The 25,548-nt window shown below is 59.9% G+C and carries 24 protein-coding genes and 1 pseudogene; 17 read left to right on the plus strand and 8 right to left on the minus strand.

Annotation, left to right across the window (positions count from 1 at the left end; genetic code table 11):
* Positions 1-73 precede the first annotated feature (73 nt).
* Together mazG and CKW19_RS03185 are read left to right on the plus strand one after the other, a co-directional pair.
* Positions 74-910, plus strand: a complete 837-nt coding sequence (mazG, locus tag CKW19_RS03180; RefSeq protein ID WP_095056554.1) for a nucleoside triphosphate pyrophosphohydrolase — start codon at positions 74-76, stop codon at positions 908-910.
* Positions 911-938: 28 nt separating this feature from the next.
* Positions 939-1,481 carry a DUF2058 domain-containing protein gene (locus CKW19_RS03185; protein WP_095056555.1) on the plus strand — a complete coding sequence of 181 codons (543 nt, stop codon included), beginning with the start codon at positions 939-941 and terminating at the stop codon, positions 1,479-1,481.
* 66 nt (positions 1,482-1,547) lie between these two features.
* On the opposite strand, the gene CKW19_RS03190 is transcribed toward CKW19_RS03185, so the two are convergent.
* The 6 genes from CKW19_RS03190 to CKW19_RS03215 all read right to left on the minus strand — a co-directional run bounded on the left by CKW19_RS03190 (position 1,548) and on the right by CKW19_RS03215 (position 9,067).
* Positions 1,548-1,736, minus strand: coding sequence for a hypothetical protein (locus tag CKW19_RS03190; RefSeq protein ID WP_095056556.1), 189 nt, complete (start codon positions 1,734-1,736; stop codon positions 1,548-1,550).
* 380 nt (positions 1,737-2,116) lie between these two features.
* A complete protein-coding gene (fabB, locus tag CKW19_RS03195) occupies positions 2,117-3,337 on the minus strand; it encodes a beta-ketoacyl-ACP synthase I (protein WP_095056557.1) in 1,221 nt (406 codons plus the stop codon).
* An 11-nt stretch (positions 3,338-3,348) separates the two neighbouring features.
* Entirely contained in the window at positions 3,349-3,864 is a 516-nt protein-coding gene (fabA, locus tag CKW19_RS03200) for a 3-hydroxyacyl-[acyl-carrier-protein] dehydratase FabA (protein ID WP_003227150.1), read from the minus strand.
* A gap of 247 nt (positions 3,865-4,111) precedes the next feature.
* Positions 4,112-6,013, minus strand: coding sequence for an ATP-binding protein (locus CKW19_RS03205; RefSeq protein ID WP_095056558.1), 1,902 nt, complete (start codon positions 6,011-6,013; stop codon positions 4,112-4,114).
* The gene (locus CKW19_RS03210; protein WP_095056559.1) at positions 6,010-6,942 is read right to left on the minus strand and encodes an ABC transporter substrate-binding protein; all 933 of its coding nucleotides are present in this window, start codon (positions 6,940-6,942) and stop codon (positions 6,010-6,012) included. The genes CKW19_RS03205 and CKW19_RS03210 overlap by 4 nt, the downstream gene beginning before the upstream one ends.
* A 1-nt stretch (position 6,943) precedes the next feature.
* Complete coding sequence (locus tag CKW19_RS03215; protein ID WP_095056723.1) at positions 6,944-9,067, minus strand: TonB-dependent siderophore receptor; 2,124 nt, start codon at positions 9,065-9,067, stop codon at positions 6,944-6,946.
* 195 nt (positions 9,068-9,262) lie between these two features.
* On the opposite strand from CKW19_RS03215, the gene CKW19_RS03220 reads away from it, so the two are divergent.
* From CKW19_RS03220 to pyrF, 11 genes are all read left to right on the plus strand, one after another.
* Positions 9,263-10,288 (plus strand): NAD(P)H-dependent glycerol-3-phosphate dehydrogenase, encoded by a 1,026-nt coding sequence (locus CKW19_RS03220; RefSeq protein WP_095056560.1) that lies wholly within the window; start codon positions 9,263-9,265, stop codon positions 10,286-10,288.
* 30 nt (positions 10,289-10,318) lie between these two features.
* Entirely contained in the window at positions 10,319-10,666 is a 348-nt protein-coding gene (locus tag CKW19_RS03225; RefSeq protein WP_095056561.1) for a DUF4389 domain-containing protein, read from the plus strand.
* Positions 10,663-11,118: a phosphohistidine phosphatase SixA gene (sixA, locus tag CKW19_RS03230; RefSeq protein ID WP_095056562.1), complete on the plus strand. Its 456-nt coding sequence runs from the start codon at positions 10,663-10,665 to the stop codon at positions 11,116-11,118. Before CKW19_RS03225 ends, sixA begins: the two co-directional genes overlap by 4 nt.
* Before the next feature lie 154 nt (positions 11,119-11,272).
* Complete coding sequence (locus CKW19_RS03235; protein WP_095056563.1) at positions 11,273-12,928, plus strand: AMP-binding protein; 1,656 nt, start codon at positions 11,273-11,275, stop codon at positions 12,926-12,928.
* Between the two features lie 32 nt (positions 12,929-12,960).
* Complete coding sequence (locus tag CKW19_RS03240; RefSeq protein WP_095056564.1) at positions 12,961-13,404, plus strand: hotdog fold thioesterase; 444 nt, start codon at positions 12,961-12,963, stop codon at positions 13,402-13,404.
* A gap of 226 nt (positions 13,405-13,630) precedes the next feature.
* Positions 13,631-14,437 (plus strand): alpha/beta fold hydrolase, encoded by an 807-nt coding sequence (locus tag CKW19_RS03245; protein ID WP_095056565.1) that lies wholly within the window; start codon positions 13,631-13,633, stop codon positions 14,435-14,437.
* A complete protein-coding gene (locus CKW19_RS03250) occupies positions 14,434-15,288 on the plus strand; it encodes an alpha/beta hydrolase (protein ID WP_095056566.1) in 855 nt (284 codons plus the stop codon). Before CKW19_RS03245 ends, CKW19_RS03250 begins: the two co-directional genes overlap by 4 nt.
* Before the next feature lie 50 nt (positions 15,289-15,338).
* Entirely contained in the window at positions 15,339-15,998 is a 660-nt protein-coding gene (locus tag CKW19_RS03255) for a glutathione S-transferase family protein (protein WP_095056567.1), read from the plus strand.
* An 8-nt stretch (positions 15,999-16,006) separates the two neighbouring features.
* The gene (locus CKW19_RS03260; protein WP_095056568.1) at positions 16,007-16,813 is read left to right on the plus strand and encodes a DUF4892 domain-containing protein; all 807 of its coding nucleotides are present in this window, start codon (positions 16,007-16,009) and stop codon (positions 16,811-16,813) included.
* A gap of 68 nt (positions 16,814-16,881) precedes the next feature.
* Entirely contained in the window at positions 16,882-17,937 is a 1,056-nt protein-coding gene (locus CKW19_RS03265) for an AI-2E family transporter (protein ID WP_095056569.1), read from the plus strand.
* 124 nt (positions 17,938-18,061) lie between these two features.
* Positions 18,062-18,760 carry an orotidine-5'-phosphate decarboxylase gene (pyrF, locus tag CKW19_RS03270; protein WP_177408769.1) on the plus strand — a complete coding sequence of 233 codons (699 nt, stop codon included), beginning with the start codon at positions 18,062-18,064 and terminating at the stop codon, positions 18,758-18,760.
* A 106-nt stretch (positions 18,761-18,866) separates the two neighbouring features.
* On the opposite strand, the gene CKW19_RS03275 is transcribed toward pyrF, so the two are convergent.
* The gene (locus CKW19_RS03275) at positions 18,867-19,871 is read right to left on the minus strand and encodes an NADP-dependent oxidoreductase (protein ID WP_095056571.1); all 1,005 of its coding nucleotides are present in this window, start codon (positions 19,869-19,871) and stop codon (positions 18,867-18,869) included.
* A gap of 237 nt (positions 19,872-20,108) precedes the next feature.
* Here CKW19_RS03275 and CKW19_RS03280 point away from each other — a divergent pair, with 237 nt between their 5' ends.
* The 4 genes and pseudogenes from CKW19_RS03280 (at position 20,109) to CKW19_RS29435 (ending at position 24,608) form a co-directional block, all read left to right on the plus strand.
* Positions 20,109-20,870, plus strand: coding sequence for an SDR family oxidoreductase (locus CKW19_RS03280; RefSeq protein WP_095056572.1), 762 nt, complete (start codon positions 20,109-20,111; stop codon positions 20,868-20,870).
* Between the two features lie 300 nt (positions 20,871-21,170).
* On the plus strand, positions 21,171-22,535 hold the full coding sequence (locus CKW19_RS03285; RefSeq protein WP_095056573.1) for a PLP-dependent aminotransferase family protein: 1,365 nt from the start codon (positions 21,171-21,173) through the stop codon (positions 22,533-22,535).
* Between the two features lie 987 nt (positions 22,536-23,522).
* Positions 23,523-23,750, plus strand: a pseudogene (locus CKW19_RS29430) (HAMP domain-containing protein); the annotation flags it as partial.
* Positions 23,745-24,608 (plus strand): methyl-accepting chemotaxis protein, encoded by an 864-nt coding sequence (locus CKW19_RS29435; protein WP_371856315.1) that lies wholly within the window; start codon positions 23,745-23,747, stop codon positions 24,606-24,608. The pseudogene CKW19_RS29430 and the gene CKW19_RS29435, both read left to right, overlap by 6 nt.
* 129 nt (positions 24,609-24,737) lie before the next feature.
* Here CKW19_RS29435 and CKW19_RS03295 read toward each other — a convergent pair whose 3' ends face one another.
* Positions 24,738-25,496 carry a hypothetical protein gene (locus CKW19_RS03295; protein ID WP_177408770.1) on the minus strand — a complete coding sequence of 253 codons (759 nt, stop codon included), beginning with the start codon at positions 25,494-25,496 and terminating at the stop codon, positions 24,738-24,740.
* Positions 25,497-25,548: the final 52 nt, after the last annotated feature.

Raw genomic sequence — 25,548 nt, forward strand, 5'->3', positions numbered from 1 at the left:
GGTCTCACTGGAGCATCGAGGTGATGCCATCGCTGGCAAGCCAGCTCCTACAGGGTTTTGTTGTGAGCCATAAATGACCTATAGCCTTGAAGACCTGCTTCACCTCATGAACCGCCTGCGCGACCCGCAGTTCGGTTGCCCGTGGGACATCAAGCAAACTTACGCCAGCATCGTCCCGCACACCCTGGAAGAAGCCTACGAAGTCGCCGACGCCATTGAGCGCGGTGACTTCGATCACTTGCAGGGTGAACTGGGCGATTTGTTGTTTCAGGTGGTTTATTACAGCCAGTTGGCCCGGGAAGAAGGGCGCTTCGAATTCGATGGCGTGGTCGACAGCATCACCCGCAAGCTGATTCGTCGCCATCCTCACGTGTTCCCCACCGGCGATCTGTATGCGCCGCTGGATGTCCCGCGCCTGAGTGAAGAACAGGTCAAGCAGCGTTGGGAAGAGATCAAGGCCGAGGAGCGCGCAGAGAAATCATCGGCGCCCGAACAGCTGTCGTTGCTCGATGACGTGCCCGGCGCGTTGCCAGCGCTGTCACGCGCGGCGAAATTGCAGAAGCGCGCTGGGCAGGTCGGTTTCGACTGGCCAGACGCTTTGCCGGTGCTGGACAAGGTGCGCGAAGAACTCGACGAAGTGCTCGAAGCCATGTCCGAGAATGACCCGCAAGCGGTCGCCGACGAGATCGGCGACCTGCTGTTTTCCGTGGTCAATCTGGCGCGTCACCTCAAGGTCGATCCGGAAACCGCATTGCGTGGCGCCAACAGCAAATTCGAGCGACGCTTCCGTTTTATCGAACAGGCATTGCGCGACACCCACCGTCCCATGGAAGATTGCACCCTCGAAGAGTTGGACGCCCTGTGGGGCGAAGCCAAACGTCAGGAAAAGAATGTGCCCAGCTGCGGTTGAGCAGTTGCCTAAGTGAGTAATAAGCACCATGAGCATTTCCCTTCGCGACCAGTTGCTCAAAGCAGGGCTGGTCAACCAGAAGCAGGCCAAGCAGGTCAGCAAAGACAAACAGAAGCAGCAGCGTCTGGCCCATAAAGGCCAGATTGAGCTGGATGATTCGCAGCAGCGTGCCGCCCAGGAAGCCATGGCCGAAAAGGTCAAGCGCGACCAGGAGCTCAATCGCCAGCAGCAGGAGAAGGCCGAGGCCAAGGCCCGCGCCGCGCAGGTCAAGCAATTGATCGAAGTCTCGCGTCTGCCCAAACTGACGACCGAGGATTACTACAACTTCGTCGACGACAAGAAGGTCAAGCGCCTCTGCGTCAACACCCTGATGCGTAACAAGCTCAGCAGCGGCTCGCTGGCCATCGTGCATCACGCCGGGGGTTATGAAGTGATTCCGCGTGAAGCGGCGCTGAAGATCCAGGAGCGCGACCCACAGCGCATTGTGCAATTGAATGTGCAGACCGAAGAGGTCGCTGCCGAGGACGATCCGTACGCGGCGTATCAGATCCCTGATGATCTGATGTGGTAAGCCGTTAAAGGTGGCAGTAACGACAAACCCCGCTCATGGCGGGGTTTGTCGTTTTCAATGCTGTGATTACGCGGAGCGCAGCTCGCGCCGTTGCTCAAGTATTTCCAGTTCGGCCTTGTAGTTCTGCGCATCGGTTTCGGAGTGGAACATTCCCACCAACAGGTCTTGTTGATGGACATCCCAGATCCGGATGCCAGCGGCTACGCCCTCGTGGGATTTATGTGAATCGTCGCGTTCAGTTACTTTTACAGTCATCTGCTAGCTCCAATCTCTGTTATCTGCAGCAAGGCATGTGCAGGACTCTGTTATAGAGTTTGGTAGCTTGCTAAGTAAACGACTGAGTTTGGTAACGGTTTTTTGCAAAAACGGCAACAGTGCTGCAGCCCACGCAATCCGCGACATTCGGTCGCAGGGCGTTTGGTTTCATGACAAATGCTTCATCTCCGGGTTAATGAATTCCCGACTTGAAATGCATACCTGTAGGAGCCCGGCTTGCCGGCGATGGCGTTTTCAAGGATGTCATCGCCGGCAAGCCGGGCTCCTACGAAAAGCGATTTGCGATGCCACATTATTCAGGCAAAAAAAACGCCCCGAACCAGTCGGGGCGTTTTTTTGTGCGGCTCAGCAGCAGGGAATTACTTGCCTGCCCAACGCTTCAGTACCAGCGTGGCGTTGGTGCCACCGAAACCGAAGCTGTTGCTCATCACGGTGTTGATGGTGGCGTTTTCGCGGGTCTTGGTCAGCACCGGCAGGTCGGCCACTTCAGGGTCCAGCTCGTCGATGTTGGCGGAACCGGCAATGAAGTTGCCTTCCATCATCAGCATGCAGTAGATCGCTTCGTGAACGCCGGCGGCGCCCAGGGAGTGACCCGACAGGCTCTTGGTGGAGCTGATCGCCGGAGCCTTGTCACCGAACACTTCACGCACACCTTTCATTTCCGCGACGTCGCCGACCGGGGTCGAAGTGCCGTGGGTGTTCAGGTAGTCGATCGGGGTGTCGACAGTGGAGAGCGCCTGCTGCATGCAGCGGATCGCGCCTTCGCCGCTTGGGGCAACCATGTCGTAACCGTCGGAGGTCGCGCCGTAGCCAACGATTTCCGCGTAGATTTTTGCGCCACGGGCCAGAGCGTGTTCCAGCTCTTCAACCACGACCATGCCGCCACCGCCAGCGATGACGAAACCATCACGGTCGGCGTCGTAGGCACGGGAAGCTTGTTCCGGCGTGTCGTTACGCTTGCTGGACAGGGCGCCCATCGCGTCGAACAGGAACGACTGGCTCCAGTGCTCCTCTTCACCGCCACCGGCGAAGACGATGTCCTGCTTGCCCATCTGGATCTGTTCCATGGCGGTACCGATGCAGTGAGCACTGGTGGCGCAGGCAGAAGCGATGGAGTAGTTCAGGCCCTTGATCTTGAACGGCGTGGCCAGGCAAGCGGAAACGGTGCTGCTCATGGTCCGCGTTACGCGGTATGGGCCGACGCGCTTGACGCCTTTCTCGCGCAGGATATCCAGCGCTTCCATCTGGTTCAGGGTCGATGCGCCACCGGAACCGGCGATCAGGCCAGTACGCGGGTTGGACACTTGCTCTTCGGTCAGGCCGGAGTCAGTGATGGCGTCTTTCATGGCCAGGTAGGCGTATGCCGCCGCGTGGCCGACGAAGCGATAGATCTTGCGATCGATCAGTTCTTCAAGGTTGAGGTCAATGGAGCCGGAAACCTGGCTACGCAGACCCATTTCGGCATATTCCGGGTTGAACCGGATGCCAGGGCGGCTTGCACGCAGGTTAGCGGAGACGGTCTCTTTGTCATTGCCCAGGCACGAAACAATGCCCAGACCAGTGATAACGACGCGGCGCATGCGAATAACCCTTAGAAGTTGTCAGTGGAGGTGAAGACGCCGACCCGGAGGCCTTCGGCGGTGTAGATTTCGCGACCGTCGACAGTGACCGAACCGTCGGCGATGGCCAGGTTCAGCTTGCCCTTGAGGACGCGCTTGATATGAATGTTATAGGTGACTTTCTTGGCGGTCGGCAGGACCTGACCAAAGAATTTCACTTCGCCCGAACCCAGCGCACGGCCACGGCCCGGCAAACCTTGCCAGCCCAGGAAGAAACCGACCAGTTGCCACATGGCGTCGAGGCCCAGGCAGCCCGGCATCACCGGATCGCCTTCGAAGTGGCAGGCGAAGAACCACAGGTCCGGATTGATATCCAGCTCGGCGACCAATTCACCTTTGCCGTACTTGCCACCTTCTTCGCTGATCAGGGTGATGCGATCAACCATCAGCATGTTCGGGGCGGGCAGTTGCGCGTTACCAGGGCCGAACAGCTCACCGCGACTGCAGCGCAGCAGGTCTTCCCGGGTAAAGGCGTTTTGTTTGGTCATGCGAGCTCCTCAATAGTCCCATGCGGCAGGTGGGGCAAATCTTCCCGACCGATCGAAGCCTTCATGCCTCGAATCGGTAGCCTACTCATAGACTATTGCGTTGTGGTGAAAGTCACAGCACCAAGGACATGAATGTACACTTGTGCACTGAAATTTTTATTCAAGCCCCATTTCGGGCCAGTCGAGGTGCCTAAGACTGCCGCACTTTCGCCTTTCACGCCAGTCACAGATGGTCGAAAGGCCTGTACTACTGCACCCAGCGCTGCAAAATCTGTTGAAGATCGTTCCGTTTGAAGGGCTTGGCCAGATAATCGTTCATACCCGCCGATAAACAGGCTTCACGGTCACCCTGCAAGGCATTGGCGGTCAGGGCGATGATCGGCAGGTCAGTGCAACCGGGCAGCTTGCGGATTTGTCGGGTGGCTTCATAGCCATCGATGACCGGCAACCGGCAATCCATCAGGATCGCTTCGAAAATCAGACTCTCGGCACTGCGAACCGCCTGCGCGCCATCGACGGCAACGCTGACCTTGAAACCCAGGCTGCGCAACATGGCTTCGATGACCGTCTGGTTGACCAGGTTGTCTTCGACCAGCAGCACGTTGCGGCCTTCGCCATGGCTGTCGCGGGCCGGCGCGCGCGGGACCAGCGAGGCCGGTGTCTGTTGATGCAGGGCCAAGGGGATTTCCAGGGTGAATACCGAACCGAGGCCTTCCTGGCTCTGAGCGCGCAAGGTACCGCCCATGCGCTCGGCAAGCGTGCGGGCAATCGGCAGGCCCAGGCCTGTACCACCGTAGCGCCGCGATATAGAACTGTCGGCCTGCTGAAACGCATTGAACATCAATTCCAGGCTTTCGGACGGGATGCCGATGCCGCTGTCGCGCACGGTGCAGGTAAACCACAACAGTTCGTGATCCAGCGACTGCCATTGGGCTTCGATGGTGACGCGGCCTCGTTCGGTGAACTTCAGCGCGTTGCCGAGCAGATTGACCAGAATCTGGCGGATGCGCGTCGGATCGCCCTTGGCCTGCAATGCACGCATGTCGTCGGGGATTTTCAGTTGCAGATCGAGGCCGCGTTGCGCCGCGCTGTGCTGGAACGACTGGGCACAGCTGCCGATCAGGTCGGCGAGGTTGAACGGAATGTGTTCCAGCTCCAGTTCCGAGCGTTCGATGCGCGAGAAATCGAGAATATCGTTGATGACCTTCAACAGATGTTCGGTGGACTCGGAGGCCAACGCTGCATACTCGACCTGCTCCTCGGTCATTTCCGTGGTTTCCAGCAACTGCAGCATGCCCAGCACGCCATTCATCGGCGTGCGCAGTTCATGGCTCATCATGGCCAGAAAGTCAGACTTGGCGTTGTTGGCCGTTTCCGCTTCTTCGCGGGTCTGGATCAACTGCGCCATCGCTTGATGCTGTTCACGGCTGGCCTGTTCGAGACCGCTGGCGAGGTTGTTGATGTGTTGTGACAGCGCCCCCAGTTCCGTGTCATCAACGATGGGCAACGGGGTCTTGTAGTCACCCTCCTGGATGGCCTTTACCGCGTTGCCGATATCGCGGATCGGTTGCGACAGACTGCTGGCGAGGCGCCGGGCCAACACAAAAGTAAACAACAGGGCGAACAGCGCCAGAATCGCAGCCTTGAGCAGGATTTCCTGCTGGCGCTGGCTGAATGCCTCGTTGGACAGACCGACGATCACGCGGCCCAGGTAGTCCTCTTTCGGCACGTTGGCGGCGGTTTTGCTGCCCTGGAAAAAATCGTTGTGCAAAGCGATCCGCTGCAGCCGCACCGGGGCCTGGAACACTTCAACTTGTTTTGGGCGATTGTGGTGTTCAGAGGGTTGCTCGACATACACCAGCACCCGGTTGGCGCTGTCCTGAACTTCCAGAAAGCGCACATTGGGTGTAGCCAGTGTCGCCTTGAGCAAGCTTTCGAGCACTTCGCTGTTGCCTGAAATCACGCCGTATTCGGTGGCGGGCGCCAGTTGGTTGGCGATCAATTGACCGGTGTGATTGATTTCCTGGCGCAAATCCTGGATGCGCACGAAGGTGAAGAAGCTGATCAACAACAACGTCAGCAGCAGGGCAGGGCCAAGGCTGATGAGCTGGGTACGGGTGTTGATGTCCCAACGACGACGGAAGGTCATGGGCGGCGTTCTCCTTCTGCCAGCAATGTGGCGACGAGCGCCTCGTCGATCTCTTCGATGCCCAGCGAACGAGCCACCTGCGGATTGCTCGCGACCTTGAAACGATTCGGGTAATGCGTACGTGGCCAGGTGGAGGTTGGCTGGTCGAGCAGTTCGTCGAGGATGGTCAGCCAATCGTGCTGATCACTGTAAGTGCTGGCCAGGCTCCCGGCCTTGACGAACCCTGCGTTGGGGCCGATCAACGCGATCTGTCGTGCATAACTGCTCAGCAGGAGGTTTTTCACCGTTTGTGGGTTGTACAGGTCGGGGTCGTCCAGCCCCAGAAGCACGTCGCTGTTTTTCAGCAATGCCTGCAGCGGGCGACTGTCGTGGGTGTTTTCCCAGCGTTGAGTGACGACTTCAAGGCCCAGTGGACCCGCCGCCCGACGCAAGTCATTGAGCAGGAACTCACTGTAATTGTCGTAGAGCACACCCACGCGTTTGACTTGAGGCAGCAGGACTTTGATCAGGCGCAACTGCCGCTCCAGTGACGGATCACTCCACAACAGGCAGAGGCGCGGCGGGTGAGTGTCGTTCAGGCGTTGTCGGGCCTGCAGGCGACTGATCCGCAGCACCAGTGTCGCCGGACCGGCGGAGTCCTGCAGGCGCCAGTCGAGGCTGGCCAGGTCGAGCAGAATCAGGCGGGTGTTGTCGGGCAGATTGCCCGGCGCCGGTAACTTCGCCAGCGCCTGGAAGCGCACGGTGTCGTTTGGCCGTCGTTCGCTCAGCGCCTGGGTGAAGGCCTGCATGCCAGGGCTGTCCTCGGCACCGGCCAACAGAATATCCGCCGCATGGCCGGTCAGGCTGCTCAGCAGGCCAGCCGACAGCAGGCATAGCATGGCCAGCAAACGGCCAAGCACTGGCGATTTCCAGACCGGGTAACACCGCATCCTAGAGCTCCAGCTCCGCGCTGAAATACATCACATGACGCTCATCGTAGCGATTTTCAGCGAAGGTGGTTGGCTGATGGTCGAGGCGCTGCTGGAGCACCCCGGCCAGTTCCAGGCTGGCCTTGCCCAGGCTGATGCGTTTGGCGATGCGTGCATCCATCCGTTCAAAGCGGTATCCGTTGAGCGCGTCGTCTCCATAGTAGAAGAGGGCGCTGTTCCAGCCCCGGCCCCAGTCCCGCAGCCAACCGGCGGAGCCGCTGTTGCGGGCGGTCTGTCTGGCGTCCAGCGGGTTACTCGCGTCGACGTCGATATAGGCATAGGTCAGGCGCAGTCGATCGAGGCTGCCGACCCGCCAGTCGAGCTGGGTCTCGGCCCCCGAAAAACGTGACTTGTTCGAGTTGCTGGCGATGAACTGATTGTTGCGCAGCGGCTCGCTGATCATGCCGGAGATTTCGTCGTAGAACAGCTTCACATCCAGCGCGATCCCTTGCTCGGCAAAGTAGCCGTTGTAGCCCAGCTCCCGGGAACGCATGTGCTCCTGATCGAGATCGCCGGGGCCACGGGTCTTGACGAAGTAGCGGGCACTGGACTGGCCGAAGGCGCCCGGCTTGAGGTTGGCGACCCGATAACTCCAGTTGATGTTGTTCTCGAACATGTCCGGCGAACGGACGGCCTCGGAGTACACCGCGCGCAAGCCGTGTCGCGGGTTGATCAGGTAATTGACTGCCACCCGCGGCGACACTGAGCGGCCGATCAGCCGGGAATCTTCGAACATGGCCCCGCCTTGCATCAGCCAGTGTTCGGTAGCGCGCCACTCGAACTGGCTGAACGCCCGCCAGGTCGTGTCATCGAGGGTGCCATTGAAGTAGGTCTCGGACTCTGCCCGGTCGTAACGATAGTTCAGGCCGCTGACCAGTCGCAGGCTATCGGACAGGCTCAGGGTGTCTTGCACTTCGAGGTCGTAGCGCGATTCGCGGGTGCTTTGGTCTATGTCGCCGCAGACAGTCTGGCTGGCGCCATTGCGCCATTGATCGAGAACCTGATTGGCCAGTGCCTGTTCGGCCGGCGAACCGGGCGGCGCACCACGGCCGGTGAAACGCGTGATATTGCGGGCCAGGCGTTCGGTGTAATTGGGGTTGAGTTGCCACAATTCGGTCAACTGCGGGCTGAATGAAATCTCCGCGTCACAGGCGCGCCAGGTTTGCTGGCGATCCCAATGTTGTGCAGTGCCCTGGATGTAAAGGCTGTGGTCAGGATTGATGTCCAGGTTCCAGCGCAAGGAGCCGGCGTAGTCCTTGGCCGTGACGTCGGAATCGTCGCCAGCGCGGATAATTCCCGGGAATACCGGTCGATAGGTATAAGGGCGCTGGTTGGTGCCGTCCTTGGCATTCAGTTGCCAATCGATACTCTGCCGTTCATTGAGCGTCTGGCTCACGGCGAGGTTGAAACGGTTGAGGCTGCGACTGTCGTGGTAGTCGGCGCCGGTACGGTCGATGTCGAATCCATCGTCCTGTTGGCCGGACAGCGACAGGCGCAGATCACCGTCCTTCCAGCCGATGCCCTGACTGGCATAAAAATCGTTGATGCCGCGCTGGCCTTGGGTGACTTTCAGGCGGGTCCCGTGGCTGTCGGCCGGCCGATGGGTGATGACGTTGACGACCGCCATCAGGGCATTGGCGCCGTAACTGACGGTGTTCGGGCCGCGAAAGACTTCGATGCGCTCGATGTCTTCCATGGCCACCGGAATATCGCTCCAGTCCACCGTGGCCAAACCGGCGCGATACACCGAGCGCCCATCGATCAGCACTTGCATGCGCCGTGCTTCGGTGGCATTGGTGCCGTGGTAGTTCACGGCCGCCTGATTGCCGCTGATGTTGCCGACCATCATGCCCGGCACCAGGCGCAGCAGTTCGCTGATGTCCCGGGCGCCGCTGGCGGTGATCAGCGCGCTGTCGATCACGGTCATGCTCCCCGGCACGGCGGCCGGCGATTGCTTCAGGCGCGTGGCCGTCAGCACTTGCGGCAACGGCTCGCTGTCGAGGAACAAATCGTCGCCCAGCACCGGCGAGCTGAAAATCAGCGCGAGGACCAGTGGCGAGTGTGGCGAAGGGGAACCCGGAGACACAGCACATCCCTGTTGGCGTTTGATGGCGCGCATGTTAACCGAGGCGCGCAAATTTTCCATTCGCGATGCCGGCATTTTCCTCGGATTTATGGGTCTTCTTGCTACCGGTGTCGCTATTTGACACGGGGACTGGCCGCGACCGGGCCGCTCCGTATAATGCCGACATTGCCACTGGTATGGATTAACGGATTGCATATGACTGATCAGCGCCCGATTGCGGTCCTGGGAGGCGGAAGTTTTGGTACCGCCGTGGCTAATTTGCTGGCCGAAAACGGACATCAGGTCCTTCAGTGGATGCGTGATCCCGAACAGGCCGAGGCCATTCGGGTCAATCGCGAGAACCCGCGTTACCTCAAGGGCATCAAAATTCTTCCCTCCGTGACGCCTGTCACCGATATACAGGCGACACTGGACGCCTGCGATCTGTGTTTCGTCGCGTTGCCTTCCAGCGCGCTGCGTTCGGTGCTGGTGCCGCACGCCGAGCGCTTGAGCGGCAAGATGCTCGTCAGCCTGACCAAAGGCATTGAAGCCCACACCTTCAAATTGATGAGCGAGATCCTTGAAGAAATCGCACCGCAAGCACGGATCGGTGTGCTGTCCGGGCCCAACCTGGCCCGTGAAATCGCCGAGCATGCGCTGACGGCCACTGTCGTTGCCAGTGAAGACGAAGCGCTGTGCCAGCAGGTTCAGGCCGCGCTGCACGGTCGCACCTTCCGCGTTTACGCCAGCGCCGACCGTTTTGGCGTGGAGTTGGGCGGGGCGCTGAAGAATGTGTACGCGATCATCGCCGGCATGGCAGTGGCGTTGGGCATGGGCGAAAACACCAAGAGCATGCTGATCACCCGGGCGCTGGCCGAGATGACCCGCTTCGCGGTGAACCAGGGCGCCAACCCGATGACATTCCTGGGCCTGGCGGGTGTAGGCGATTTGATCGTGACCTGTTCGTCGCCCAAGAGCCGTAATTATCAGGTCGGCTTCGCGCTCGGTCAGGGTTTGAGCCTGGAAGAAGCAGTCACCCGCCTGGGCGAAGTCGCCGAAGGGGTGAACACCCTCAAGGTGCTCAAGGCCAAGGCCCAGGACGTAGGCGTGTACATGCCGCTGGTCGCCGGGCTGCACGCGATTTTGTTCGAAGGGCGCACGCTTGAGCAGGTGATTGGCCTGTTGATGCGCGGCGAACCGAAAACCGACGTCGATTTCATTTCCACCAGCGGTTTCAACTGAGCCCTCTACTTAACAGGAACGGAGCGAGACATGAACGATCAAAAAGTAGAAGCCAAGTACGAATCCATCCTGCTGCGGGTACTGTGGATGATCGTCTTTGTGCTGGTCTGGCAGGTGGCGCAGTTCATCCTCGGCGTCGTCGTGCTGGTGCAGTTGATCTATCGTTTATTTTATGGCGCCCCGAGCGCCAGCCTGATGAACTTCGGCGACAGCCTGAGCCAGTTCCTGGCGCAGATCGGTCGTTTCGGCAGCTTCCACAGCGACCAGAAACCCTGGCCGTTCGCCGACTGGCCGACGCCGCGTACACCGGAAGGTGAAGCGCCGCACGTCGTGGCGCCTGCACCGCATCCGGCCCGAGATGAGGAACCCAAGCTATGAAACTCTGGGTATTACGTCATGGTGAAGCTGTACCGCACGGGTCCCGCCCCCACGATTCGGAGCGGGAGTTGACGGACCACGGTCGTGAGGAAGTGCTGCGCAGCGCCGAGCAGTTGATGGGGAAGCCGCTGACGGCGATCTATGCCAGCCCGTACCTGCGAGCGCAGGAGACCGCGCATCTGGTGCGCGAGGTTTTGGGGTTCGAGCCGGAGATCCGCACCGTCGAGTGGCTGACGCCGGACACCGAGCCGGACAAGGTCGCCGAGCAAATGGTGGCGGTGAGCGATGTACTGCTGGTCAGCCACAATCCGCTGGTGGGGAATCTGTTGAGCTACCTGCAGCATGGCGCGGGGCATCCGCCGGAGCGGGTCAGCACGGCCGCTCTGGCTGAGCTCGAAAGCAATGAGCTGCTTGTCGGGTCGATGCGCCTCAACAGTCTCAAGCGCCCCTAAAAGCAAAGATCGCAGCCTGCGGCAGCGCCTACAGGATGTACGCCATTCTTGTGCAGGAGCTGCCGCAGGCTGCGATCTTTTGATGCAAAAAAATCAACCAAGCACTTGCTTGGTTGACTACGCTTGCTCCAGACCAAAAAAACAGGAGCGAGTCATGTCTGCTGCTTTTCGTTTGCCACTGGACCTTTTCTACGAGCGTGAGGCGCGTCATCCGCGCCAGCGCTTTTTGGTCCAGCCTGTCGGAGGCGGCCAGGTCGAAACCCTGACTTGGGCGGATGTCGGTCATCAAGCCCGTTGTGCTGCGCATTGGTTGCGAGCGCGAGAGCTTCCGCAAGGCAGCCACATCGCCCTGATTTCAAAAAACTGCGCGCACTGGATCATTGCCGACCTGGCGATCTGGATGGCCGGGCATGTCTCGGTGCCGTTGTACCCCAACCTCACCGCCGAGACCGTTGCCCAGGTCCTCGAACACTCGGAAGCGGCGCTCGCCTTCATCGGCAAACTCGACGATTGGCCCGGCATGTCCCGCGGGGTCAATCCTGACCTGCCGACCATCAGCCTGCCGCTGCATCCGCCTGGCACATTCGATTTCAGCTGGGCCGACCTGCAAGGTAGCTCGCCGATCCAGGACGATCCAAAACCTGCCGCCGATCAACTCGCCACCATTATTTACACCTCCGGCACCACCGGCATGCCCAAAGGCGTGATGCACAGCTTCGGCAATCTGGGATTCGCCACCACCCGCGGCACCTCGTTGTTCGGCCTCAATGAGTCGGACCGGTTGCTGTCCTATCTGCCGCTGTGCCATGTGGCCGAGCGGATGTTTGTCGAACTGGCGTCGATCTATACCGGCCAGACCGTGTTCTTTGCCGAGAGTCTCGACACCTTTCTCACTGACCTGCAAAGGGCGCGGCCAACCGCGCTGTTTGGCGTGCCGCGCATCTGGACCAAGTTCCAGATGGGCGTGTACAGCAAGATCCCGGCAAAGCGCCTGGATTTCCTCCTTGGTCTGCCATTTATCGGTAAACGGGTGGGGCATAAAGTCCTCGCCGGGCTCGGGCTGGATGCCTTGCGCGTTGCGCTCTCGGGTGCTGCACCCGTGCCGCAGACCTTGCTGTTGTGGTATCGCAAGCTGGGCCTGGATGTGCTGGAGGTTTACGGCATGACCGAAAGCTGCGGTTATTCCCATATCGGTCTGCCGGGCCAGAACAAACCGGGCTGGATCGGCAAGCCGTGCCCGGAAGTCGAGGTGCGGATCGCCGAGACCGGGGAGGTCATGGTGCGCAGTGGCGCAACCATGCTCGGGTATTTCAAAGAACCGGAAAAAACCGCCGACACCATCACCGAGGACGGTTTTCTGCGCACCGGTGACAAGGGCGAAGAAGACGCCGAAGGCAACCTGCGCCTGACCGGGCGCCTGAAGGAAATCTTCAAGACCAGCAAGGGCAAATACGTGGCCCCGGCGCCGATTGAAAACCGGCTGGCGGTGCACTCGCGCATCGAGCAGGTCTGTGTGGTCGGGGATGGATTGAGTGCGCCGCTGGGCTTGTGCGTGCTATCGGCCGTCGGCCAGCAAGAAGCGCGGGCGGGCTTGCATTCCAGCCTGGAAAAACTCCTGGAAGAGGTCAATGGGGCGCTCGATAAACACGAACGCCTGCGGCGGCTTGTGGTGGTCAAGGACAGTTGGGCGGTAGAGAACGGCTTTCTCACGCCGACCCTGAAGATCAAGCGCAACGTGATCGAAGCTGCGTATGGCGAACGCTTTGCAGAATGGAGCGAGCACAGCGAAGCGGTGCTGTGGCAGGATTGATCCACGAACAAAACCAACAAGGAAAATCTGCGATGAGTCTGTGGCGTACCACTCCCAACATCGAGCAGTTGAACGCAATCCAGAAAAACACCATCGGCGAAGTGCTGGACATCCGTTTCGAAGCCTTCGACGAAGAGTCGCTGACGGCGAGCATGGTCATCGACCACCGCACTCACCAGCCTTACGGCTTGCTGCATGGCGGTGCCTCGGTGGTGCTGGCCGAATCGGTCGGTTCCATGGCGAGCTATCTGTGCATCGACGCCAGCAAGTTCTACTGCGTGGGCCTGGAAATCAATGCCAACCACTTGCGCGGCTTGCGCAGCGGGCGGGTGACGGCGGTAGCCAAACCGATCCACATTGGTCGCACGACACACGTTTGGGATATCCGTCTGACCAGTGACGAGGGCAAGGCCAGTTGTGTGTCGCGGTTGACAATGGCGGTGGTGCCGCTGGGTGAAAATCCACCAGCCCGTTGAAACCTGCGTTCCTCTGTAGGAGCGAGCTCGCTCGCGATGGTCGCTAACGATAACGCGGGTTACCGGGAAAACGCGGTGCGCTTGAGTTCATCGCGAGCCAGCTCGCTCTTACAGGGATCGGTATTCGCATGGCCGGACTGTCATCATTCCTGTCAGTTACGGTCATTGCTGCAGGACGCCGTCTTGCGGACAATCAACGCCTGTTCTCGCTCATGGATTTGCAGGTATGTCGCAACAGATATTTTTCGCCCACGCCAATGGTTTTCCATCGGGAACCTACGGCAAGTTGTTTGCGGCGCTGGCACCCGAGTTTCAGGTGACGCATCTGGAGCAGCACGCCCATGACCCGCGTTTCCCGGCGGACGACAACTGGTACAACCTGGTGGATGAGCTGATTCATCACCTGCAACAACAATCGGATCCGGTGTGGGGCGTTGGCCACTCCTTTGGCGGTGTCCTGCATTTGCATGCGGCATTGCGTTGTCCCGAGTTGTATCGCGGCGTGGTGATGCTCGATTCGCCGGTACTGACCCGCACCGATCAATGGGTCATTCGCGCGGCCAAGCGCTTTGGTTTCATCGATCGGCTGACACCGGCCGGGCGTACGCTGGGTCGTCGCGAGGAGTTTTCCGACCTGGAAAGCGCCCGTCACTATTTCGCCGGCAAAAACCTGTTTCGCAGCTTCGACCCGGAATGCTTCGACGCGTACCTGCAACACGGCTTGCATAAGGTCGGCGACAAGCTGCGCCTGCGTTTCGATCCGGCGACGGAAATCAGCATCTACCGCGGCGTGCCGCATACCAGTCCTGGCAGCACCCGCCAGTTGAAAGTGCCGTTGGCAGTGGTTCGCGGGCACACAAGCAAGGTGGTGATGCGCCACCACGCCAGTTCGGTCGGGCGGATGCCATTGGGTGAGTCCCTGTCCATGCCTGGCGGCCATATGTTCCCCCTCGAACGACCGCAGGACACCGCCGTGCTGCTCAAAGACCTGTTCGACCGCTGGGGCGGGCGCCAGCAGCAGGATTGCGCATGAGCCATGTCGTCGAAGAAGTCCGTCTGAGCCTGCCGCACATCGAGCTGGCGGCGCACTTGTTCGGCCCTGAAAACGGTTTACCGGTCATTGCCTTGCACGGCTGGCTGGACAACGCCAACAGCTTTGCCCGCCTGGCGCCCAAGCTCAAAGGCTTGCGCATCATTGCCCTGGACATGGCCGGTCACGGTCATTCCGGGCATCGACCCGCTGGGGCAGGCTATGCCATGTGGGACTACGCCCACGATGTACTGCAAGTCGCCGAACAACTTGGACTGAAGCGGTTTGCGTTGCTGGGGCACTCGATGGGTGCTATCGCGTCGTTGATCATCGCCGGTTCCTTGCCGGATCGCGTCACCCATCTGGCCTTGATCGACGGTCTTATTCCTCCTACTGACAATGCCGCCAATGCCGCCGAGCGCATGGGCATGGCCCTGCAAGCGCAACTGGACTTGCGGGAAAAACGCAAACCGGTGTACGACACGCTCGACCGTGCCATCGAAGCACGCATGAAAGGGCTGGTGGCGGTCAGTCGCGAAGCCGCCGAGCTGCTGGCGCAACGTGGACTGATGCCGGTGCCGGGCGGTTACACCTGGCGCACCGACAATCGTCTCACGCTGCCATCACCGCTGCGTCTTACAACAGAACAGGCGATGGCCTTCGTCCAGCGGATCAATTGCCCTGCAAAACTGGTGGTTGCTGCCGACGGCATGCTCGCCAAACACCCTGAGTTGCTGGAGCGTCTACCCTTTAGCCGGGAACAGCTGCCAGGCGGCCACCATTTGCACCTGAATGACGAGTCCGGTGCCGATCTTGTCGCAGACTGTTTCAATCGGTTCTTCGCCATTCCTTGACTTGCGCCGGGCAACTGTCGAGGCTTGGCGGGTTGAAAAGGGAGACAACCATGATAGATCTCTACACCGCTGCGACCCCGAATGGCCACAAGGTCTCTATCGTGCTCGAGGAACTCGGCGTGCCCTACTCGGTGCATGCCTTGAGTTTCGACAAAAAGGAACAGAAGTCACCGGACTTCCTCAAGATCAACCCCAATGGCCGGATTCCGGCGATTGTCGACCGCGCCAATGGCGATTTCGCCGTGTTCGAGTCCGGCGCAATCCTGATTTACCTCGCTGAAATGACCGGCAAACTGCTGCCCGCCGACCCCAAGGGGCGCTCGCTGGTGTTGCAGTGGCTGATGTTCCAGATGGGCGGAATCGGACCCATGCAAGGGCAGGCCAATGTGTTCTTCCGCTATTTCCCGGAAAAACTCCAGGGCGCCATCGACCGCTATCAACACGAAACCCGGCGCCTCTACGAAGTGCTCGATACACGCCTGCAATCCGTTGAGTTCCTGGCCGGTGAATACAGCATCGCCGACATCGCAACGTTTCCATGGGTGCGCGGCTACGAGTGGTCGGGCGTCTCGGTGGATGGGCTGACGGCGTTGCAACGCTGGATGGCGACCCTGGAGGCGCGTCCGGCGGTACAACGTGGCTTGCAGGTGCCACAGCGCGCCGATGAAGCGAGCGTCATCAAGGGTGCCCAGGCCATGCTGATCCGATGAGTCTATTCATGCGTTCAATCAATCTGCTGGCGCTGTGCTGTTTCAGTCCTTTGTTGTTTGCCGCCGATGTACCGGGCAGTCAGGACCTGCCGATCGTGCCGCGTATGGCCGACGCCCAGATCGTCGACTATCGCCCCTCGGTTGAGCTGGAGCGGATCTACCCCTTGGGCTCGATTCGTAAAATCAGCGGTCAGTTGCGTTTCGACGGTCAGGTCAGTGCCCGTGGGCGGGCCACTTCGGTGACCTATGAATTGCCGCCGGAACATTCTTCCATCGACGCCTTCACCGCCGCCCGCGAAGCCTTGCAGAAGCAGGACGCGCAATTGCTGTTCTGGTGTCAGGCCCGTGATTGCGGTGAAAGCAGCCTGTGGGCCAATGAAGTCTTCGGCAACGCCAAGTTATATGGCGCCGATGATCAGCAAGCCTATTTGCTGTTGCGCCTTGCAGCACCCCAGGACAACACGCTGGTGGCGCTTTACAGCATCACCCGTGGCAATCGCAAAGCCTACCTGCATGTCGAACAGTTCGACGCCTCCGCGCCGCTGGGCGATTTGCTGCCGACGTCTGCGACCTTGCTGCGTGAGCTCAAGAGCACTGGCGAACTCGATTTCCCGAAACTGATCGACGCGCCTGACGAAACCTGGCTGCGCCTGATTTCCCGGGGCCTGAACCTCGACACCACGCTGCGGGTCAGTATTTCCGGGGCCAATGCCGAGGCCTGGCGCCAGGCGTTGATCACTCAAGGTGTGAGGACCGCCAGGATGGAAACCGGCAGCGTTGAAGGCTCTGGCCTGCACATCGAACTATTGCGGTAGGCTTCACCGGGTGAACGTGGGCGCCACGTTCGCCTACTCTTTTGCTGACAGTTTTTTCGGGATTCAAAATGCTCAATAACGATCGCCTGTTGGTGCAGATCCTGCTCGTTGCGCTGTTTGGCGCGAGTTTATGGGTGATGGCGCCGTTTTGGTCGGCGTTGTTCTGGGGCGCGGTGCTGGCGTTTGCCAGTTGGCCGCTGATGCGATTGCTGACTCGCTGGCTCAACGGCCGTGAGTCGCTGGCGGCGGCACTGTTGACCGTGGGCTGGATGGTGCTGGTGGCGGCGCCGCTGGTTTGGCTGGGGTTCAACCTGGCGGACCATGTGCGTGATGCCACGGTGTTCATCAAAGACGCGCAACTCGAAGGTTTGCCCGAAGCGCCGGCCTGGCTGGGCGCAATTCCGTTGGTGGGCGAGCGACTGGTCGGGATCTGGAACAGCATCGACCAGCAGGGCGCGGCAATGATGGTGAGCCTCAAACCGTACCTGGGGCAGGTCGGCAATTGGTTCCTGGCGCGCAGTGCGCAGATCGGCGGCGGGATTCTCGAGCTGACCCTGAGCATCGTTTTCGTCTTCTTTTTCTATCGCGACGGGCCGCGACTGGCGGTATTTGTGCACAGCCTGCTGGAGCGGCTGATCGGCCAGCGTGCCACTTACTACATTGAATTGGTGGCGGGCACGGTACAGCGAGTGGTCAACGGCGTGATCGGCACGGCAGCGGCCCAGGCCATCCTGGCATTGATCGGGTTCCTGATTGCTGGAGTGCCGGGGGCGCTGGTGCTCGGTATCGCGACTTTCCTGCTCAGCCTGATCCCGATGGGGCCACCGCTGGTGTGGATTCCCGCCACGGCCTGGCTGGCCTGGAAAGGTGAATATGGAATGGCCATGTTTCTCGGGGCCTGGGGCATGTTCATCATCAGTGGCGTCGACAACGTGCTCAAACCGTACCTGATCAGCCGTGGCGGTAATCTGCCGCTGGTCATTGTGCTGCTGGGGGTGTTTGGCGGTTTGATTGCCTTTGGCTTCATCGGCCTGTTCATCGGGCCTACGTTGCTGGCGGTGGCTTACAGCCTGTTGACCGACTGGAGCAAGACTCAGGCGCGGGTTGAAGATCGTCGGCCCTGAGGTTTTTTGCGCCGGGAGCTAGTCTTTCCTGTAATGCTGCGACGATTTACCGATCATCGGGTCCCGCAGCGACGCTGGTTCCGCTACAATGCGCGCCGATTTCGACTTGCCTGAGAGCCCACTCATGTCCGCCTGCCAGACTCCTATCATCGTCGCCCTGGATTTCCCTACCCGTGACGCCGCACTGAAGCTGGCCGATCAGTTGGACCCGAAGCTGTGCCGGGTCAAAGTCGGTAAAGAACTGTTCACCAGCTGCGCCTCGGAAATCGTCGGCACCCTGCGCGACAAGGGTTTCGAAGTGTTCCTGGACCTCAAGTTCCACGACATCCCGAACACCACCGCCATGGCCGTCAAGGCTGCTGCGGAAATGGGCGTATGGATGGTCAACGTGCATTGCTCCGGTGGCCTGCGCATGATGGCCGCGTGCCGTGAAGTGCTGGACAAGCGCAGCGGCCCGCAGCCACTGCTGATCGGCGTGACCGTGCTGACCAGCATGGAGCGTGAGGATCTGGCGGGTATCGGTCTGGATATCGAGCCGCAGGAGCAGGTGCTGCGTCTGGCTGCGCTGGCGGAAAAAGCCGGGATGGACGGTCTGGTGTGCTCGGCCCTGGAAGCCCAGGCCCTGAAAACGGCGCACCCGTCGCTGCAACTGGTGACCCCGGGGATTCGTCCTGCGGGCAGCGCCCAGGACGATCAACGCCGCATCCTGACGCCGCGTCAGGCACTGGATGCCGGCTCGGACTATCTGGTGATCGGCCGTCCGATCAGCCAGGCGGCGGATCCGGCCAAGGCGCTGGCATCGGTCGTGGCCGAACTGGCGTAAACATCCAGCCTGTAGGAGCCGGCTTGCCGGCGATCGCATCACCACGGTTTACCTGTGTAATCGCGGTGATGCGATCGCTGGCAAGCCAGCTCCTACAAGGGCAACGTTAAACCTTCAACACCAACTTCCCGAAATTCTCCCCGCTGAATAACTTCATCAGCGTCTCCGGGAACGTCTCCAGTCCTTCGACAATGTCTTCCTTGCTCTTGAGCTGCCCCTTGGCCATCCAGCCGGCCATTTCCTGCCCTGCGGCAGCGAACTGGGCGGCGTAGTCCATGACCACAAAACCTTCCATGCGCGCGCGGTTGACCAGCAGCGACAGGTAGTTGGCCGGGCCTTTGACCGCTTCCTTGTTGTTGTACTGGCTGATGGCGCCGCAAATCACCACCCGCGCTTTCATGTTCAGACGGCTCAACACGGCGTCGAGAATGTCGCCACCGACGTTGTCGAAATACACGTCCACACCTTTCGGGCACTCGCGCTTAAGGCCGGCGATCACATCTTCATTCTTGTAATCGATAACCCCGTCGAACCCCAATTCATCGATGAGGAACTTGCACTTGTCCGCGCCACCGGCGATGCCGACAACCCGGCATCCTTTGATCTTGGCGATTTGCCCGGCAATGCTGCCCACTGCACCCGCTGCGCCCGACAACACCACCGTGTCACCGGCCTTCGGAGCGCCCACGTCGAGCAGGGCGAAGTACGCCGTCATCCCGGTCATGCCCAGCGCGGACAAGTAACGCGGCAGCGGCGCCAGGTTGGGATCGACCTTGTAGAAGCCTCGCGGCTCACCGAGGAAGTAGTCCTGCACGCCAAGGGCGCCATTGACGTAGTCCCCGACCGCGAAGCCTGGATTATTCGAGGCAACGACTTTGCCTACACCCAATGCGCGCATGACTTCGCCAAGACCGACCGGCGGAATGTAGGACTTGCCTTCGTTCATCCAGCCGCGCATCGCCGGATCAAGCGACAGGTATTCGTTTTTGACCAGGATCTGACCCGCCGCCGGTTCGCCGACCGGTACTTCCTGATAAGTGAATGTCTCGCGGGTCGCCGCGCCTACCGGACGTTTGGCGAGCAGGAATTGACGGTTGGTCTGGGAAGTCATGACAGGCACTCAAGATGAATGAAGCCTTGTTGATAGCTGCTTAGCGTCGCGGCTGCAAGTCTGGCTGATGTGGCGAATACACGCCGATCCAGTGTGGTGATGGAGCTGCCGGCAGGTCCATCACTGCAACTCATGGGCGTCCAACCGGCCTTTTGATAGTGCTGCCGCGCCCAAGGTCCCTGTGCCTAGACTGGGGGCACGTAACTTCCCGCATTCTTCTCTTCCGAGGGCATAACAATGAGCATGACGTTTTCCGGTCAGGTGGCAGTGGTGACAGGTGCAGCGGCCGGCATTGGTCGCGCAACCGCCCAGGCATTTGCCGCCGAAGGCCTGAAGGTGGTGGTGGCCGATATGGACACGGCGGGCGGTGAGGGCACAGTAGCGCTGATTCGTACGGCGGGCGGCGAAGCGACCTTCGTGCGCTGCAATGTGACGCTGGAAAACGACGTGAAAAACCTGATGGAGGAGGTGATCAACACTTACGGGCGCCTCGACTATGCCTTCAACAATGCCGGCATCGAGATCGAAAAAGGCAAACTGGCCGAAGGCACCGTCGACGAGTTCGACGCGATCATGGGCGTCAATGTCAAAGGCGTCTGGCTGTGCATGAAGTACCAGTTGCCATTGCTGCTGGTCCAGGGCGGCGGTGCGATCGTCAACACTGCCTCGGTCGCCGGCCTGGGGGCGGCGCCAAAAATGAGCATCTACGCGGCGTCCAAGCATGCGGTGATCGGCCTGACCAAATCGGCCGCCATCGAATACGCCAAGAAAAAGATCCGGGTCAACGCGGTGTGCCCGGCAGTCATCGATACCGACATGTTCCGTCGCGCCTATGAAGCCGACCCGAAAAAGGGCGAGTTCGCCAATGCCATGCATCCGGTGGGTCGCATCGGCAAGGTCGAGGAAATTGCCAGCGCGGTGCTGTACCTGTGCAGCGATGGCGCGGCCTTCACCACCGGGCATTCGTTGGCGGTAGACGGTGGCGTGACAGCGTTCTGACCCACGCCTGTATGACATGACCTGTGGCGAGGGAGCTTGCTCCCGCTGGACTGCGTAGCAGTCCCATCTCGTTTGGCAAAGAGGTGGGGCCGCTTCGCGACCCAGCGGGAGCAAGCTCCCTCGCCACGTTTTTTTTGCTCGATCCAACATTTTTTTGAGTTGTAGCATCACGCCAACAGGCGACCGGAGAATGTGTTTCAAACGGTAAGAATTGCAAGTTTTGACGGTGTTCTCGCACATCCCGTCGAGCGTTCCTGTGATTAACTGTTTTTCGCAAAACGGACAGGAGTTTGCTAGCTCATGGAGTTGAGAATCGATCGACAGGCATTGGTGCCGGTCGTACAGCAAATCGTCGATGCGCTGGCCTGCTGGCTTCGCTCCAGCGCAGTAGCCCCCGGCGTACGCTTGCCTTCGGTACGGCACATCGCGCGGATCAATCTGCTCAGTCAATCGACGGTTTCCGAGGCCTGCGACCGTTTGGTCGCGCAGGGTCTGCTGCTGTCACGTCATCGGGGCGGCTATTGGGTTGCTGATCCGGCAGCATCCGCGAAGGAGGGTGAAATCCTCCTTCAGGGTTCAAGCCGGAGTGAGGAGTTGAGGCTGGGTTGCGGCGGCTTGCCCGAGAGTTGGCGCGAGACGGATGACCTGAGTTACGCGATCCGCCGGGTCAGCCGCACCGACATGGCGGCTCTGTTCAGCTACGGCACGCCGCTGGGCCTGCCAGCGTTGCGTCAACAGATCCTCAAACGTCTCAAAAGCCTGGGTATTACGACGCAAGAGAATCAAATCGTGACCACGACGGGAGCCAGTCAAGGGCTTGACCTGATTGTACGAACGCTGTTCCAGTCCGGTGATTGTGTCGTGGTTGAAAGCCCTGGTGATCCCTTGCTCTTCGACCTGCTCAAACTGCACGGTATCGGCATGATTGAAGTGCCACGAACCCCGCGAGGGCCGGACATCGAAGTCCTTGAAGCGTTGTTGCTCAAGCACCGGCCGCGCGGGTTGTTCATCAACAGCTTCCATCACAACCCGACCGGCAGCAGCCTTGCGCCCATGATGGCGCGGCAGGTTGTGCAACTGGCCAGCACCCATGGCGTTCTGCTGATCGAAGACGACGTCTATGCAGATTTGCACACCGGGCCAGGCACGCGGTTGGCGGCACTGGATGACAACGTGATCTACGTCGGCAGCTATTCCAAGACCCTCAGCAGTTCCTTGCGGGTCGGTTTCGTGGTGGCCAGTGGCGAAGTGATTTCGCGTCTGGCCGAGGTCAAGATGATCAGCAGCATGGGCGCCTCGCTATTTTGTGAATCGGTGTTGGCGTCTCTGTTGGCCAGTGGTGCCTATCGAGGCCTGGTGCAGCGCCAGGCACAACGGTTGAGCAGCAACAGGCTGGCGGCATTACAGCTGCTTGAAGATGCCGACTGGGAGGTTTTCGCAAAACCGGCGGGGGGGTTGTACATTTGGGCGCGCTCACGAATGTCAGACCTTGATCAGGTCCAGGCGCAGGCACGGCGCTTTGGCGTGCAGCTATCTTCAAACACTGCGTTCAGCCCTGCCGGCAAACCCTGTGGCTGGCAGCGCATCAACGTGGCGTATGCCTGCGATCCTCGGGCCCGGGCGTTCTTCCAGGCCACGGCTGCGGATCGACCTCAAGCGTTCTGAAAACGACGTTGGCGTAGCTTTTTGCCATTATTCAGGCGCCAGCGTCTTGTGTTGCTACAAGCCCGTTGAGAGTCTTCGTCCACAGACTATGGCAGGGGATCAAGTGCAATGAATTCGGCCGTGCAGGGACGTTTTGCCAACCTCGGTATGGCGAAGAAACTGGGTACAGGTTTTCTGCTTGTGCTGTTGTTGACCGCCTTGGTGGCAGGCATTGGGGTCTGGTCTCTGCAAACCATCAGCCAGCGCTTCGACGGGTTGAAACAGATGTCGTCGCTCAACAGTGGTTTGCTCAAGGTGCGGCTGCTGGAGCAGGAATATGCCTTGCACGCAAACCCGAAAACCGTCGATGCCTTGCACGAGGGCGTTGACGGTCTGATCGCCCTGGCCAATCAGCTCAAGTCTGAGTCTGCGGCCAACGTGCCGGTGATGAATGACGTCGAACAGTCCCTGGGTGCATACCGCAAGGCGTTTGACGAATTTGTCTCACTCAGTCAAGCCAAGGACCTTGCGCTGGAAATGGCCAGTTGGTCGGTCTCCAGTGTGGCCAACAATCTTGACGTGTTGCAGGCCGGGCTCGCCGATGATGGTGCCTATGCCTTGAAGGATTCCGAAGGCAAGGACGGTGCGCAATTCATCGAGCAAGCCAGTCAGGTCAGTCAGGTGTCGCGGTTGATGCTGCAGGCCATGAACGAAGCGCGCGTACGCCTGGACCAGAGCCGCAAGGGTGATGACAGCGCCGGGCAGGGCAAAATCGAACAGGCCAGTCAGGCGCTGATCCAGGCTGAGCAGCTCAAAACCATGGTCAAGGACGAAGGCTATCAGACCGTCCTTAACGAGGTGACGGGCCATATCGCCAGCTTCAGCGACAAACTTGCCGAGTACACCGGCCTGCTGGAGCAGGAAAAAACCGTCTACCAGCAACTGCACCAGCGCGCAGGTCAAGTGGTTGAACGGGTGGATCAGGCTTACGTGGCCGAAGACCGGTCGATGCAGGCCGAACTGGAAAAGAACTCGCTTCTGATCATCGGCTCTTCTGCGTTGGCATTGTTGGTCGGATTCATTGCCGCGTGGCTGATTACCCGCTTGATCGTGGCGCCGTTGCGCAGTGTGATCCACGTCGCACAGCAGATTGCTGCGGGGGATTTGAGTACGACGGTTGAGGTGACACGCCGTGACGAAATAGGCCAGTTGATGAAGGCGATGCAGCAAATGGGCGCAGGGCTCAGCCAGATCGTCAGCGGTTTGCAGTCAGGCATCGAGCAGTTGTCGACTTCCGCTCAATCACTGTCGGCGGTGACGGAGCAAACCAACCTCGAAGTCAGCAGCCAAAAGGAAGAAACCGAACAGGTTGCCACGGCGATGAATCAAATGACCGCCACCGTGCACGACGTCGCACGCAATGCGGAAGAGGCCGCCCGAGCCGCGCAGACAGCGGATGGCAAAGTTGAAAGCGGTCAGCAGGTGGTGCGTCAGAGCATGGCGCGGATCGAACAGTTGGCGGACTCTGCAACGTCGGCCAGTTCAAGTATCGAAAGCCTGAGTGCACAAATCCAGAACATCGGCGCGGTGTTGGGTGTAATCAAAAGCGTCGCCGAACAAACCAACCTGTTGGCGTTGAACGCGGCGATCGAGGCCGCCCGTGCCGGTGAGCAGGGCAGAGGGTTTGCGGTGGTGGCCGACGAAGTGCGTGCCCTGGCCAAGCGGACCCAGCAATCAACCGAGGAAATCGAGCGCTTGGTCAGCGCTTTGCGTTCGGCAGCGCAGTCGTCGGTGCAGCAGATTCAGAACAGTGGCGAGTTGGTGAAACTGGCGGTGAGCGATGCATTGCAGACCGAGAGTGCGCTGGGGAGCATCGCGGCGGCGGTGTCGTTGATCCAGCAGATGAACCAGCAGATTGCGGCGGCTGCCGAAGAGCAGAGCTCGGTGGCGGAGGAGATCAATCGCAGTGTTACCAGCATTCGCGCCAGTGCGGATCAATCATCGTTGGCGATGCAGGGGAACGCAGCGTCCAGTATTCAGTTGGCGCAGCTGGGCGTTGAGTTGAAGGGGATGGTGGGGCATTTCAGGCTTTAAGGCGTCCACTCCTGTAGGAGCGAGCGTGCTCGCGATGGTCGTTAACGATAACGCGTGTTTACTGGCTAAACGCAGCGTTCTTGAGTCCATCGCGAGCAAGCTCGCTCCTACACGTGTTGCACTCGATGATCAGTCGTAGATCACTTTCTTTTTCCAGTCCGCATCGGCTTCAACGTCTTTGAGGCCTTCAGTCAACTGGTTGACTTCGCCTTCTACCGGCGCGATGCGATCCATGACCTGATCGTTGGCGCGAACCAGGAGTTTTTCCAGGTACGCCAGCTGTTCGGCATAAACCTGTGGATCCTGCTGTTTGCGCAAGTACTGCACGCCGCGCTCGAATGCCAGGCGTGCCTGGCCGGGCTGATTTTGTTGCAGGGAATGCTGGCCGAGATTGTTGAAGAACTCGATGTGCAGCAGCACCAGGATGTGGCGCACTTCGCGGATCCAGCGCTTGGCTTCGTTGGGCGGCAGGAAGCCGTCCTGGGCGGCGCGGGTAATCTGGCCGTGCAACGCTTCCAGCAGAAAGCGCACGTCCTTGGCCTTGGCTTCGGTCTGGATAGGGGCTGGCGGGTTGTTGACCGGGATGGATTCACCTTGGCCGACCAGAGTCTCCAGTTCGGTAATCCGGGCCTTGAGGTTGGCGCTGGATTTTTCCAGATTGAGCAGGCGTTGGCAGACGTTCAGTTCCAGGCGAGTCACCAGCAGTTTAAGTGCAGGAGTCATCAACTGGCCGGGGAAGGTCTCGGTGATTTCGCCGCAGCGACGCAGGCGATCATTGAGTTCAACCTTGGTACGGGCCTTTTCCAGCTTGTTGTTTTCCACCACATGGTTCATGTAGCCAATGGCAATCAACAAAGCGATCCCGGCTACAACCAGCAGGGTGATCATGAGTGGTGTCACCGGTAAGACCTCTTATATAGGGTTTGCGTGCGAGTGTAGT

The organism is Pseudomonas sp. Irchel s3f7 (assembly GCF_900187615.1).
GTDB lineage: Bacteria > Pseudomonadota > Gammaproteobacteria > Pseudomonadales > Pseudomonadaceae > Aquipseudomonas.

Coding starts and splice junctions, on each gene's coding strand:
- CKW19_RS03220 (WP_095056560.1), top strand. CDS start 9,263: ATGACTGATCAGCGCCCGATTGCGGTCCTGGGAGGCGGAAGTTTTGGT.
- sixA (WP_095056562.1), top strand. CDS start 10,663: ATGAAACTCTGGGTATTACGTCATGGTGAAGCTGTACCGCACGGGTCC.
- pyrF (WP_177408769.1), top strand. CDS start 18,062: ATGTCCGCCTGCCAGACTCCTATCATCGTCGCCCTGGATTTCCCTACC.
- CKW19_RS03205 (WP_095056558.1), bottom strand. CDS start 6,013: ATGACCTTCCGTCGTCGTTGGGACATCAACACCCGTACCCAGCTCATC.
- CKW19_RS03245 (WP_095056565.1), top strand. CDS start 13,631: ATGTCGCAACAGATATTTTTCGCCCACGCCAATGGTTTTCCATCGGGA.
- CKW19_RS03275 (WP_095056571.1), bottom strand. CDS start 19,871: ATGACTTCCCAGACCAACCGTCAATTCCTGCTCGCCAAACGTCCGGTA.
- CKW19_RS03255 (WP_095056567.1), top strand. CDS start 15,339: ATGATAGATCTCTACACCGCTGCGACCCCGAATGGCCACAAGGTCTCT.
- fabB (WP_095056557.1), bottom strand. CDS start 3,337: ATGCGCCGCGTCGTTATCACTGGTCTGGGCATTGTTTCGTGCCTGGGC.
- CKW19_RS29435 (WP_371856315.1), top strand. CDS start 23,745: ATGGGCGCAGGGCTCAGCCAGATCGTCAGCGGTTTGCAGTCAGGCATC.
- CKW19_RS03265 (WP_095056569.1), top strand. CDS start 16,882: ATGCTCAATAACGATCGCCTGTTGGTGCAGATCCTGCTCGTTGCGCTG.
- CKW19_RS03185 (WP_095056555.1), top strand. CDS start 939: ATGAGCATTTCCCTTCGCGACCAGTTGCTCAAAGCAGGGCTGGTCAAC.
- CKW19_RS03210 (WP_095056559.1), bottom strand. CDS start 6,942: ATGCGGTGTTACCCGGTCTGGAAATCGCCAGTGCTTGGCCGTTTGCTG.
- CKW19_RS03280 (WP_095056572.1), top strand. CDS start 20,109: ATGAGCATGACGTTTTCCGGTCAGGTGGCAGTGGTGACAGGTGCAGCG.
- CKW19_RS03235 (WP_095056563.1), top strand. CDS start 11,273: ATGTCTGCTGCTTTTCGTTTGCCACTGGACCTTTTCTACGAGCGTGAG.
- CKW19_RS03225 (WP_095056561.1), top strand. CDS start 10,319: ATGAACGATCAAAAAGTAGAAGCCAAGTACGAATCCATCCTGCTGCGG.
- CKW19_RS03260 (WP_095056568.1), top strand. CDS start 16,007: ATGCGTTCAATCAATCTGCTGGCGCTGTGCTGTTTCAGTCCTTTGTTG.
- mazG (WP_095056554.1), top strand. CDS start 74: ATGACCTATAGCCTTGAAGACCTGCTTCACCTCATGAACCGCCTGCGC.
- CKW19_RS03285 (WP_095056573.1), top strand. CDS start 21,171: ATGGAGTTGAGAATCGATCGACAGGCATTGGTGCCGGTCGTACAGCAA.
- fabA (WP_003227150.1), bottom strand. CDS start 3,864: ATGACCAAACAAAACGCCTTTACCCGGGAAGACCTGCTGCGCTGCAGT.
- CKW19_RS03295 (WP_177408770.1), bottom strand. CDS start 25,496: ATGATCACCCTGCTGGTTGTAGCCGGGATCGCTTTGTTGATTGCCATT.
- CKW19_RS03250 (WP_095056566.1), top strand. CDS start 14,434: ATGAGCCATGTCGTCGAAGAAGTCCGTCTGAGCCTGCCGCACATCGAG.
- CKW19_RS03190 (WP_095056556.1), bottom strand. CDS start 1,736: ATGACTGTAAAAGTAACTGAACGCGACGATTCACATAAATCCCACGAG.
- CKW19_RS03240 (WP_095056564.1), top strand. CDS start 12,961: ATGAGTCTGTGGCGTACCACTCCCAACATCGAGCAGTTGAACGCAATC.